At 66.7% G+C, this 12796-nt stretch carries 7 protein-coding genes; 2 read left to right on the forward strand and 5 right to left on the reverse strand.

Annotation, left to right across the window (positions count from 1 at the left end; translation table 11 throughout):
• Nucleotides 1–119 precede the first annotated feature (119 nt).
• Both murJ and ACFU5O_RS17005 read right to left on the reverse strand, forming a co-directional pair.
• Nucleotides 120–2321, reverse strand: a complete 2202-nt coding sequence (gene murJ / locus ACFU5O_RS17000) for a murein biosynthesis integral membrane protein MurJ (RefSeq protein ID WP_384240908.1) — start codon at nucleotides 2319–2321, stop codon at nucleotides 120–122.
• A 45-nt stretch (nucleotides 2322–2366) separates the two neighbouring features.
• Nucleotides 2367–4664, reverse strand: a complete 2298-nt coding sequence (locus ACFU5O_RS17005; protein WP_384240911.1) for a DUF6049 family protein — start codon at nucleotides 4662–4664, stop codon at nucleotides 2367–2369.
• A 178-nt stretch (nucleotides 4665–4842) separates the two neighbouring features.
• Between ACFU5O_RS17005 and ACFU5O_RS17010 the strand changes: the two genes are divergently transcribed.
• Nucleotides 4843–6309 (forward strand): CCA tRNA nucleotidyltransferase, encoded by a 1467-nt coding sequence (locus ACFU5O_RS17010; protein WP_384240912.1) that lies wholly within the window; start codon nucleotides 4843–4845, stop codon nucleotides 6307–6309.
• A gap of 91 nt (nucleotides 6310–6400) precedes the next feature.
• Here the strand turns inward: ACFU5O_RS17010 and ACFU5O_RS17015 are convergent, their stop codons facing one another.
• The 3 genes from ACFU5O_RS17015 to ACFU5O_RS17025 all read right to left on the reverse strand — a co-directional run bounded on the left by ACFU5O_RS17015 (nucleotide 6401) and on the right by ACFU5O_RS17025 (nucleotide 9637).
• Entirely contained in the window at nucleotides 6401–7657 is a 1257-nt protein-coding gene (locus ACFU5O_RS17015; RefSeq protein ID WP_384240914.1) for an MFS transporter, read from the reverse strand.
• Between the two features lie 125 nt (nucleotides 7658–7782).
• Nucleotides 7783–8865 carry an inositol-3-phosphate synthase gene (locus ACFU5O_RS17020; RefSeq protein ID WP_384240917.1) on the reverse strand — a complete coding sequence of 361 codons (1083 nt, stop codon included), beginning with the start codon at nucleotides 8863–8865 and terminating at the stop codon, nucleotides 7783–7785.
• A 52-nt stretch (nucleotides 8866–8917) separates the two neighbouring features.
• Nucleotides 8918–9637, reverse strand: a complete 720-nt coding sequence (locus ACFU5O_RS17025) for a helix-turn-helix transcriptional regulator (protein WP_384240919.1) — start codon at nucleotides 9635–9637, stop codon at nucleotides 8918–8920.
• Between the two features lie 360 nt (nucleotides 9638–9997).
• Here ACFU5O_RS17025 and ACFU5O_RS17030 point away from each other — a divergent pair, with 360 nt between their 5' ends.
• A complete protein-coding gene (locus ACFU5O_RS17030; RefSeq protein WP_384240921.1) occupies nucleotides 9998–12733 on the forward strand; it encodes a transglycosylase domain-containing protein in 2736 nt (911 codons plus the stop codon).
• The last annotated feature ends 63 nt before the right edge of the window (nucleotides 12734–12796 follow it).

Below are 12796 nucleotides of genomic sequence, written 5' to 3' on the forward strand. Positions count from 1 at the left end.
CGTCGTTCCCTGCCTCCCCATCCGTTGCGCCATTCCAACAGCCATGCCAATTGTGCCCACAGTCCGGCGCTATGCACGACACACAGTGGTGGACGATGGTTGTGCGCCAAGTGACCGTTTTAGCGCCCAAGACGCCCGCGGACCATGCCCACCATGGCGTTGAGCTCTTCGATTCGCATTTTCTTCGCAGCCACGAAGAACACGCCGAGCAGGACCACACCACCGGCGACCAGTGCGACGAGCGACCCGAAGGCCCCTTGCCCCAACGTGTTCAAGACGAAGAAGGCCAGTGCGCCTCCTGCCAGTGCCGCGGGGACGGACGCCAGGCTCAGCCTGGCGTACGTACGCACCACATGGGACCCGTCCAGGTCGCCACCCAGCCGATTGCGCAGGCGCCGCCAGGCGACGCCTACGCCGACGGCGTAGGCGAGGCCGTACGAGGCGGCCATGCCCACCACGGCCCAGTCGGCCGGCAGGGCGAGATAGCAGGCGGCAGACGCGGCGGCGTTCACGGCTGCCACGATGACCGTGTTGTAGAACGGCGTGCGGGTGTCCTCGTAGGCATAGAAGCCGCGCAGTACGACGTACTGCACCGAGTACGGGATCAGGCCGAGAGCGAACGCCATCAGGATGAAGCCCATGGACTGGGCGGCCTGAACACCGGCGGACGCGTACAGCAGCGTGCACATCGGGACGCCGAGCGCCAGGAAGGAAAAGGCGACCGGGACGATCGCGACCGCGGAGTTCCGCAGTCCCTGGGAGATGTCGTCGCGGACGGCGCCGGCGTCCTCATCGTGCGCAGCGCGGGAGATACGCGGCAGCAGGGCCGCCATGACGGACACCGTGATGATCGCCTGTGGCATGCCCCAGATGAGCTGGGCGTTGGAGTAGGCGAGGAAGCCCGCCCCGTCCTTGCCGGATGCCGCACCCGCGGCGGTGGAGAGCTGGGTGACCACGATGACGCCGGCCTGGTTGGCCAGGACGAACAGAACGGTCCACTTGGCGAGCTTGACGGTCTTCCCGAGCCCGTGGCCCTTCCAGTCGAAGCGGGGCCGGAAGCGGAAACCCGTCTCGCGAAGGTAGGGGATCATGGCCAGGGCCTGGACGACCAATCCAAGCAGGGTGCCGGCACCCAGCAGCCGCACGCCCTCCGGCGGGATCGTCTGCACGGTCATCTGGGATTCGGCTGACGTGCCGTAGACCCAGATGAACAGCCCGAAAGTGAAGATGATGACGATGTTGTTCAGGACCGGGGTCCACATCATCGCGCCGAACTTTCCGCGGGCGTTCAGGATCTGGCCCATGACCACATGCACACCCATGAAGAAGATCGTGGGCAGGCAGAAGCGCGCAAAGGTGACGGCGACACCGTTCGCCGACGGGTTGCCGGCGATTGTGGGCGAGAGGGCTGTGATCAGCAGCGGCGCGGCGAACACAACGATGACGACGATCGCGGCGAGGGCGACCATGACGAGGGTCAGAAGTCGGTTGGCATACGCCTCTCCGCCGTCTTCGTCGTTCTTCATGGCCCGGACGAGCTGCGGTACAAAGACCGAGTTGAGGCCGCCGCCCACCGTGAGGATGTAGATCATCGTCGGCAGGGTGATGGCGACGGTGTAGGTGTCACCCAGCAGGGCGGCACCGAGGGCACCAGTGATCACGAGGCTGCGGACGAAACCCGTGAGACGCGACACAAGCGTGCCGGCTGCCATGACCGCGCTGGACTTGAGGAGCCCCGATGCCCGGCCGCCCGCCTTCTTGGGGGCGGGGGCGGGGGCGGGGACGTCCTCCGGCTGGGACGAGGCCGGTGGCTGAGCTGACCCTTGCTGGTCGCGGTACAGATGGGCGAACGCGTCCGGCTCCGGCTCGTCCTCACCCGCCCTGGTCACCAGGTCGTCGATGCCGGTGAACTGGACCGTGCGGGTGTCGTCGCCGTAGGGCAGCCGACGGGACGGGCCGTCCGGCTCGGGTGGCGGTGTCTGAGCCCAGATCCGCGGGTCCGGTGCGTGTTGCTGGACCGGCGGCTGCTGGTAGAGCGGCTGTGCCTGCTGGTAGGTGCCCGGCGGTGGCGGAGGGTGGGCAGCACGGTCGTAGAGCACCTCCGACACGGGGTCCTGGGCGGAGAGGTCCTGCGCCCGATAGGGGTCGTGCACGTAGGTGTCCTGAAGGTACGGGTCCGCGGCTTCGGGCGACGTCTGTGCTGCCTGATCCGTCGCCGATTGCTCCGCTGCCTGGGGACCGGGCGGGGGGTACTGAGACCCGGGGGACGGCGCAGTACCGTCCGCGCCCTCCCCACGGTCACCGTCGTACGGCGCGTTCATGGAAACCCCACCTCATTGTCCCCGGCCGACCGGCCATGACATCGCTCAACGGTCCACTTTCTCACCCGCGCCGGACGGCTCCCCGCTTTCCGGTCCGGTGTCCGGTGTCGGGTCACTCGGCTGCTCGGGGCCGTCGTCCTCATCGTTCGTGGCGACACCCTCGCGGGCAGCGGCGCGCTTGCGCTGCGTATACATCCTGATGCCCGCGAGGACGAGCAACAGTACGCCGCCCGCGATGACGAGCATCACGGTCGGGGTGATCTCGGAGACCCTGACCGTGAAGGTCATCGGGCCGCCATAGGGCGTTCCGTCCTCGGTGTAGAGCTGCGCTGTCACCTGGACCGGGCCGTTGGCGTTGGCCGCGGCGGCGAACTTCACCGATTGGCTGTGCCCGCCCTCGATCTTGATCTGCTGCTCGGCGACAACACTGTCGTCGTCCAGCTTGAGGCGCGTCGGGTTCGATGACTTCAGACGCAGGACAAGATGGTCGACCTCCTGGACCAGCTTGTTCTGCACCGTCACCGGGATCGTCGCGCTGCGTCCCGAGAGAGTAACAGCCGACTTCTGGATCAGCCGGACCTCAGTGGTGAGATCCTCAAGGAAGGTCTGCACCCCCTTGCGGTAGTCGGCGGCAGCCCTTGTCCGGCCCCGCCACGACGTGGACATCTCCCGGTCGATCGCGTTGCCGAACGGGGTCACCACGCGGTCCGGGGCGGTGAGGATGACCTTGAAGTTGTCGAGTGTCCCCTGGGTGGTTCTGATGTCCTGGAACGTCTGGAGCGGCAGCTCGCGCGCACGGAGCTTCTCCGGGTAGCGCGAAGCCGAGGGCACATCGGTGGTGGCGTCGGGGTCGGGCTTCGCGGCCGCTGCTGCGATCAGATCATGGGGCTGGGTCCAGCGCTGGCCGGCGAGGCCATGCAGCGCGCTTGCCATCGTCTGTGCCTGGGATGCCGTCGGCCTCCGCTGCGGGGCGACCACGACGCTTCGCTGCTTGCCGGGCGCCTGCAGGTTCAGAGCCAGCGTCTGCGCCAGGAACTCCTGCACCGCGAGGGTCGAGTTCCGCGCCTTGGTCATGTCCCCCTCGAAGACGGTGGAGAGCCGGTAGTCCGCGACGACGGCCGTTGTACCGCCGCCGATGGGCCGCGCGGCGGTCGGCGTGTACGACACAGAGCCGGTCTCCCGGAGGCTGTCACTACGGGCGATGATCTTGTGAGCGCCCGCCGAGGTCGCCACATCGACGATCGAGGGGTCGATCGCACCGTCCACGGGCCAGGCGAAGTCGGTGGAAGGCTTCACATGGAGGATCGTCTCGACCGTTGTCTCGGCCACCGCGGTGGCCGGCTGGAGCTGACTGAGGGCCCCTGAGACGTCCTTTCCGCGATGGGCGAGGGATGCCAGGTCGGGGTCGGCGAAGGGAAGCGCGACGACCTTGCCCCCCTGTACCGCCTTCTCGAGCGAGCTCAGCCACTTCTTGGCCACGGCCTGGTTGCGGCCCGGGACCGTGCCGTCAGTCCCGTTCCTGATCTCGTAGTTCCGGGTCATCGCGTCGGCCGTGGCCAGAAGATCCGGATCGATCACCCAGGTCACGGGGAGCTCGCTGCCGAGCGAGACGAGCTGCTCGAGGCGTCCGCCGGGGGCGAGCTCTGCTGCCAGGTCGTCGTTCTCGAAGACGGGAGTCTGCTGCTCGTCGGACTTGGTCTCGGCGGACAGATGCGTCGTGGAGATCAACGGCCAGAGGAAGGTGAGCTGGGTCTTCTTCTCCGCGGCCTCCGGCTGCCAGGGAAGGAAAGTCCGCTCGATGCCCAGCACCTGCTCGTACGGCTCGCTGGAGGTCTGCCCAGAAAGGGACACCGCGAGCTGGTACACGCCGTCCTCGTCGAGCTCGAGCTTGTTGACCGGCACGGTCAGCGAGAAGTCCTCACTGACCCCGGCTGCCAGCTCCGGGAGTTTGACGGCGTACGGATCACCGAGCTTCTCGGCATCGGTGCCGGGCGAATAGCTCGTGCGCCCGGACGCCTCGTCGATATCGGGGCGCCCCGACAGGCGCGGTCCCACTCGAAGATCAACCTGCGCATCCGTAACCGCTTCCCTGCCCTTGTTGGTCACGGTGCCGGTGAGGGTAAGCGTGTCGTCCTTCACAGGAACGCTGGGGGACAGTGTGTCCAGTGACACATCGACGGTGCCCGTCTCGGAGGCAGCCACCGCGGCATGCGCGGGCGAGGCCGCCGGCAGAGAAAGCAGACCGGCGAGCAGTAGTACTCCCGCGATGAGTGCGGCTGTGCTCCGCAGCCACCGGCGGGCAGGAGAGATACCCATCCCCTGGAATTCTGCCGCCTCGGCCACGTGCTCGTCCGTCCCTTGTCGTCTGTTGCCGTTGGTGGGTGTCGCTAGGTGCGTCCAGGCATGGTAACGAGGTGTGCTGTGACGAAGTGCTGGGGACTGCTCCACAAGATCGGATGAGCGGTGAGCGCGCGCAAAACAGGGAAGCCCGTGCCCGCGCGGGCACGTACCCTTTTCTGTTGTGCCGAACGCCAACGAAGACAACCCCACTGCCCTGAGCCAGGTGCAGCATCGCGCGGTCAGCGAACTGCTGCGAGTGTCCCCTGTCGCCGATGATCTCGCCCGCCGGTTCCAGCAGGCGGGGTTCAGTCTTGCCTTGGTCGGCGGCTCCGTGCGGGACGCGCTGCTCGGCCGGCTCGGCAATGATCTCGACTTCACGACCGATGCCCGCCCCGAGGACGTTCTGAAGATCGTCCGCCCGTGGGCGGACTCGGTGTGGGAGGTGGGGATCGCGTTCGGCACGGTTGGCTGCCAGAAGGACGCCCGCGTAGGGGACGCGATCCAGCGCTTCGAGATCGAGGTCACGACCTACCGCTCCGAGGCGTACGACCGGACCTCTCGCAAGCCTGAGGTCTCCTATGGCGACTCCATCGAGGACGACCTGGTCCGCCGGGACTTCACCGTCAACGCGATGGCCGTGGCGCTGCCGGAGAAGGAGTTCATCGATCCCTACGGCGGTCTCTCGGATCTCGCGGCGCGGGTGCTGCGGACCCCCGGCACTCCGGAGGACTCGTTCTCCGATGACCCGCTGCGCATGCTGCGAGCCGCTCGCTTTGCCGCTCAGCTCGACTTCGAGGTGGCACCCGAGGTCGTCACCGCGATGAAGGAGATGGCAGACCGGATCGAGATCGTCTCCGCCGAGCGAATCCGTGACGAGTTCAACAAGCTGGTCCTCTCGCCGCACGCGAGGAAGGGCCTGGCGATCCTTGCCGATACCGGTCTCGCCGAGCATTTCCTTCCTGAACTGCCGGCCCTCCGCCTGGAGAGCGACGAGCATCACCGTCACAAGGATGTGTACGAGCACTCACTGACCGTGTTGGACCAGGCCATCGACCTGGAGGACAGCGGGCCGGACCTTGTGCTGCGTCTGTCCGCACTGCTGCATGACATCGGAAAGCCGAGAACGCGCCGGTTCGAGTCGGACGGCCGGGTCTCCTTCCACCATCACGAGGTGGTGGGCGCCAAGATGGCCAAGAAGCGGCTGACTGCGCTCAAGTACTCGAACGACATGGTCAAGGACATCTCGCGGCTGGTGGAGCTGCATCTGCGCTTCCATGGTTACGGTGCAGGAGAGTGGACCGACTCTGCGGTGCGGAGGTATGTGCGTGATGCCGGGCCTCTGCTCGAGCGACTCCACAAGCTGACCCGCTCGGACTGTACGACGCGGAACAAGCGAAAGGCCGCCTCACTGTCGCGCGCCTACGACGGGCTCGAGGAGCGCATTGCTCAGCTCCAGGAGCAGGAGGAGCTGGACTCGATCCGCCCGGACCTCGACGGAAATCAGATCATGGAGATCCTGGGCGTCGGTCCCGGCCCGGTGGTCGGCAAGGCCTACAAGGCCCTGCTCGAGCTCCGCCTGGAGAACGGGCCGATGGAGCACGATGCAGCCGTTGCCGCGCTCAAGGACTGGTGGGCGACGCAGAGCTGAGTCGCGTGACGGCGCCATGGCGGCGGCGCCATGTTTCACGTGAAACATGGCGCCGATCAGTGATTCGAGGGCTGATGTTTCACGTGAAACATCAGCCCTCGCGCCAATGGGCCATGGTTACGGCGACGACGGCGTAGATCGCGGCTGCCGAGAGTACGAGCGGCACCGACCGGCCGTCCGGAGGCAGCATCAGCGCCGCCACACCCGCGGCGCCGACAAAGGCGACGTTGAAGAGCACGTCGTAGAGGGAGAACACCCGGCCGCGGAAGGCATCTGCAACGGACATCTGCACGACCGTGTCCGTGGCGATTTTCGCCCCCTGGGTGACGAGGCCAAGAATGAACGCGGCGGTGAGCATCGGGATGGGTGCGAAAGGAAGGGCGAGGGCCGGCTCGAGTACCGCAGCCAAACCCGCGCACATCGCCACCCAGCCGTATTGCCCGAGTCGGCCGACCGCCCAAGGTGTGACGACGGCCGCGGCGAAGAAACCCGCACCCGAGAGCCCCACGGCCAGACCGAGCAGAGTCAGTCCCTCGGACTCCGTGCTGGACCACGCGTACCGGCAGAGCATCAGGACCATGACGGTCAACGCGCCGTAGCAGAAGCGGAACAGTGCCATCGCTGCAAGAGCTCGGGCGGCGGTCCGGCGCTCCGACAGATGTCGCAGTCCCTCCACGAGACCGCGGGCCGTCGAAAGCACTGCGGCGACAAGATGTGGCTGCACCAGTTCCGTATCAGGGCCGAGCAATGTGCGCGCCATGCGCAAAGACGCGAGGCCGGCGCAGAGATAGAGCGCCGCGCCCAGGAGGACCACCACGGCGTCGGAGTCAGAGGCCATCAGGCGTAGACCAAAGGCGAGCCCGGCGCCCGCGGTCGCGGCGAGAGTGCCCGCCGTCGGTGAGAGGGAGTTGGCCATGACGAGTCGCTCTTCATCGACCACCCGCGGCAGTGAGGCGGACAGTCCGGCCAGGATGAAGCGATTGATGGCTGTGACGGACAGCGCGGAGGTGTAGAAGACCCAGTCCGGGGCCCTGGTGACAATCAGCACTGCGGTGCCGGCGCCGAGAGCGGCTCGCAGGAGGTTGCCGTAGAGGAAGATCTGGCGGCGCTGCCACCGGTCCAGAAGGACTCCCGCGAAGGGGCCGATGAGCGAGTAGGGCAGCAGCAGTACGGCCATCGCCGCCGCGATCGCGCCCGGGGAAGTCTGCTTCTCCGGTGAGAAGACGACGTACGTGGCGAGTGCGACCTGGTAGACGCCGTCGGCAGACTGCGAGAGGAGGCGTACCGCGAGGAGGCGGCGGAAGTTCGTCAGGCGCAGGAGTACGCGCAGATCACGTACGACAGGCATGTGCGCAAGCGTCACACAGGATGAGGGTCCCCGGGCAGATGCCACGGGGACCCTCATATGTCCGGGAGGACAAGTACCGACTGCGGAGTCGCGCGGCGTTCGCCGTCCTGCTCCGGCCTGTCCTGCTAGCGCTCGACCTCACCCTTGATGAACTTCTCGACGTTCTCGCGAGCCTGGTCGTCGAAGTACTGAACCGGCGGGGACTTCATGAAGTACGAGGAAGCGGAGAGGATCGGGCCGCCGATCCCACGGTCCTTCGCAATCTTCGCGGCGCGCAGGGCGTCGATGATGACACCTGCCGAGTTCGGGGAGTCCCAGACCTCGAGCTTGTACTCCAGGTTCAGCGGGACGTCGCCGAAGGCGCGACCCTCGAGACGAACGTACGCCCACTTGCGGTCGTCGAGCCAGGCCACATAGTCCGACGGACCGATGTGGACGTTCTTCTCGCCGAGCTCCCGGTCGGGGATCTGCGAAGTGACGGCCTGCGTCTTGGAGATCTTCTTGGACTCGAGGCGCTCACGCTCGAGCATGTTCTTGAAGTCCATGTTGCCGCCGACGTTCAGCTGCATCGTGCGGTCCAGGATGACACCCCGGTCCTCGAACAGCTTCGCCATGACGCGGTGCGTGATGGTGGCGCCGACCTGCGACTTGATGTCGTCACCGATGATCGGGACGCCCGCCTCGGTGAACTTGTCCGCCCACTCCTTCGTGCCGGCGATGAAGACCGGAAGGGCGTTGACGAAGGCGACCTTGGCGTCGATGGCGCACTGGGCGTAGTACTTCGCGGCGTCCTCGGAACCCACGGGCAGGTAGCAGACGAGCACGTCCACCTGCTTGTCCTTGAGGATCTGGACGACATCGACCGGGGCCTCGGGGGACTCCTCGATGGTCTCGCGGTAGTACTTGCCCAGCCCGTCGAGGGTGTGGCCACGCTGGACCTTCACACCCGTGGACGGCACGTCGCAGATCTTGATGGTGTTGTTCTCGCTGGCACCGATCGCGTCCGCGAGGTCGAGGCCGACCTTCTTCGCGTCGACATCGAAGGCAGCCACGAACTCGACGTCCCGCACGTGGTACTCGCCGAACTGGACGTGCATCAGGCCCGGCACCTTTGCGGCCGGGTCGGCGTCCTTGTAGTACTCGACGCCCTGCACCAGCGAGGCGGCGCAGTTGCCTACGCCGACGATGGCTACGCGAACCGAACCCATTCCGGTTGCTCCCTGTTTGTTCTCGTACGAGACCCTGCGCGGATGCGGGGCCTCACTTGGTGGTGTCATCGGACGGATCCGGCGAGTCAGGGTGCCCGGAGGGGCTCCCCTCCGGGGGCACTTCGCCCCTGTGCCGGGGCAGGCCGCCCGTCTCTCCAGATGTGGTGTCCTGCTGAGCGTCGTCCCCGGCGGAAGGGGAACGTCGCTGATCCCGCCCCGCCCGCTCGCTCTCGATGAGCTCGTTCAGCCAGCGCACCTCGCGCTCCACGGACTCCATGCCGTGGCGCTGCAGCTCAAGTGTGTAGTCGTCGAGGCGCTCGCGTGTGCGGGCGAGGGAGGCGCGCATCTTCTCCAGCCGCTCCTCCAGCCGGCTGCGTCGGCCTTCCAGCACCCGCATTCTGACCTCGCGCTCCGTCTGCCCGAAGAAGGCGAAACGGGCGGCGAAGTGCTCGTCCTCCCAGGTGTCCGGGCCCGTGTGGGAAAGGAGCTCCTCGAAGTGCTCCTTACCGTCCGCGGTCAGCCGGTAGACGATCTTGGCTCGCCGTCCCGCGAGGGAGGCGGCGAGAGCGTCCTCGGGGGCGCTGCCCGGCTCTTCGATCAACCAGCCGTTGGCGACCAGCGTCTTGAGGCAGGGATAGAGGGTCCCGTAACTGAACGCCCGGAAGATGCCCAGCGACGTGTTGAGCCGCTTGCGCAGCTCGTATCCGTGCATGGGCGCTTCGCGGAGCAGGCCGAGAACGGCGAACTCGAGGATGCCGGACCGTCTGCTCATCGACCGCCTCCTCCGCCTTCCCGGGTTTCTATGCCGCATGGATGTATCGACTCGATACATCCAGACGATAGAACGGTGGTCCTGCTGCGACAAGAGGGACCGCCGTGACCGGCGTCACATCGGCAATTCGCAGCAATTGAGTTGCCTGATTTGGGGTGAATCTGGCCGGTAGGAGCGTTTCGGACGTGCGTAGTCTGTGCGGCATGCAGACCACCGGGAACCGTGCGACGCCAGGGAGCGTCGTCATCCTGGATGCTTCACGGATGAGCCCGTCGCCGAGCCCGTCCGTATTCATTTCGGGGGACCGGATCTCAACTGCCGCTTCCAGGCGTTCATGCCTGCCCGAGGAGTAGTCGTTCGATGAGCGAGCACCGTCGCAAACCGCCGCAGCCCCAGGGTGGCGGACGTGCCGCGGCCAGGCGCGCCGCCCAGCAGCCCTCGGGCCGCCGCGCAGCCCCGCCCCGGGGCACCAGCACCGGATCCCCTTCCGACGAGTACGGACAGGAGCCCCCGTACGGCGGGCGCGCCGAAGCCCGGCGCGCCGCCCAGCGTGGCGGTGGGGGTCGTAGAAGAGCCGCCGAAGGCGGTGGAGCAGGCTACGGCGGCCACGGAGGCGGCCGACGTGGCGGTGGCGGTCCCGGCGGACCGGGCGGCCGTGGCCCGGGCCGGGGCGGCAGTCCCGGGAAGAAGCGGCTGATCGACTATCCGCGCCACGACAAATACGGCTGGCGGCGATGGATGCCGTCGTGGAAGCTCGTGACCGGGCTGTGCGTGGGTTTCCTGGGCAGCCTGATGGTGGCGGGGACCATCGCGTACGCCATGGTGGGGGTCCCGAACCCCAGTCTCGCCTCGAAGGCGGAGAACAACGTCTACTTCTGGGCCGACGGGTCGCAGATGGCCGCCACCGGCGGTGAGGTCAACCGGCAGATCATTCCGATCGAGCAGATCCCCGAGGACATGCAGAACGCGGTGATCTCGGCGGAGAACAAGACCTTCCGGGACGACGCGGGCGTCGATCCGATGGGTATCGGCCGAGCCCTCTTCAACATGGCGACGGGCGGACAGACCCAGGGTGGTTCGACCATCACCCAGCAGTACGTCAAGAACACGCGGCTGAATCAGGAGCAGACCCTGAGCCGTAAGTTCAAGGAGCTGTTCATCTCCATCAGGGTCGGTGCCGATCTCGAGAAGTCCGAGATCATGGAGGGCTATCTCAACACCGCGTACTACGGCCGCGGTGCCTATGGGATCCAGGCGGCTGCCCGTACGTACTACAACAAGGACGCCACCCAGCTGAACGCGAGTGAGTGCGCGCTCCTGGCCTCGCTCCTCAAGGGTGCGACGTACTACGACCCGGACGGCGCCACGGCGATCGACCCGGAGGCCACCAGCGCGAAGAACACCGTACGCGCCACCAAGCGCTGGAGGTGGATCCTCGACGAGATGGTCAAGGACGGTCACCTGGATGCCGGGAAGCGGGCGTCTTTCAAGGAGTTCCCCGATCCGGTCCAGCCGAAGAAGAACGCCCAGCTCAGCGGACAGGTCGGTTACCTCGTCGATCTGGCCAAGGCCAACTTCGTCAACAACAACGACCAGGACATCACGGCCGAAGAGCTGGCCAAGGGCGGCTACGAGATCCACACGACCTTCGACAAGAAGAAGGTCAAGCTGCTCGAGGACTCCGTAAAGAAGATCTACAAGAAGAACATCGACCCGAAGCAGCGCCCGGAGAAGGACACCCACGTCCAGTTCGGTGGTGCGTCGGTGAATCCGAAGACGGGCGCGATCGTCGCCATCTACGGCGGTGAGAACGCGACCAAGCACTTCACCAACAACGCCGACCAGACCGGTGCCCAGGTCGGATCGACCTTCAAGCCCTTCGTCCTCGCCGCCGCGATGCAGGACGGTGTGCGCGACCCCGGGCTTGGTGCGGACCAGGGAGTGGAGACCCGCCGGCGCGTCGACCCGGACAAGAGCAAGTACAACGGCGCCAACAAGCTCAAGATCAAGAACTACGACGGGTCCGTCTGGCGGAACGAGGAAGGCAAGGAGTGGCTGCAGACCAACGACGGCCAGAAGTCGTACAAGGACATCACCCTGCGTGAAGCCATGATCGACTCCGCCAACTCCCCCTTCGTCCAGCTGGGCATGGACGTCGGCATCGACAATGTCAGGCAGGCGGCGATCAAGGCGGGCCTGCGGGAGAACAGTCTGGTCAAGGCCAATGTTCCGTCGTTCTCCATCGGCATCTCCGACCCCAGCGCGATCCGCATGGCGGGGGCGTACGCGACCTTCGCGGCCGAGGGGAAGCAGCGCGACCCGTACTCCGTCACCAAGGTGAAGAAGGGCGGGAAGACCATCTATGAGCACGAGGACACGCCCAAGCTGGCCTTCTCGTCCGCCATCTCGAGCAATGTGACCGATGTGCTGGTGGACGTCGTCGAGAAGGGCACCGGTACGAACGCCCGGCTCCCGGACCGTCAGGTCGCGGGCAAGACCGGTACCACCGACGGCAACAAGTCGGCCTGGTTCGTGGGTTACACGCCCCAGCTGTCGACAGCCATCGACATGTACCGGATGGACGACAACGCGGAGAACAAGAAGCGCAAGTTCCTCGAGATGTTCGGAACGGGTGGCCAGCAGAAGATCCACGGTGCTTCGTTCCCGTCCGAGATCTTCAAGGAGTACATGTCCGGTGCCCTGAAGAACGCGGAAGCGATCCCGTTCCCGGAGCCCGAGCCTCTCGACGCCGAGGCCGTCTACGGTGGTGGTCAGCCCTCACCCACTCCGAGCTCGACGCCCTCCACGACGCCGTCCGCGTCCCCCTCCGGCACGCCGTCGCAGTCGCCCTCGCAGTCCCCGTCCGGATCGCCCGAGCCCAGCAACTCCTGCGGCCGGTTCGACTGGAACTGCCCCCCCACCGCGGGCCAGGACGGCGGCGCCAACGCCGGTCCCGGATCGGGCGGCGCGGCCGACGGCGGCGCAACGGATGGCGGTGTGACCACCAGCCCGTCACCGCCCCCGACCGGCGACAACGGAGGAAACCAGGGCAACGGGAACGGTGGCGGCGGCTTCTTCGGAGGCCCGGCAGGCTGACACCTGCCCCGCGCACCAGCCACGAGGGCCGCCTCGCCGGAGGAACCGATCCGGTGAGGCGGC

This window comes from Streptomyces sp. NPDC057445 (assembly GCF_042802855.1).
Lineage (GTDB): Bacteria > Actinomycetota > Actinomycetes > Streptomycetales > Streptomycetaceae > Streptomyces.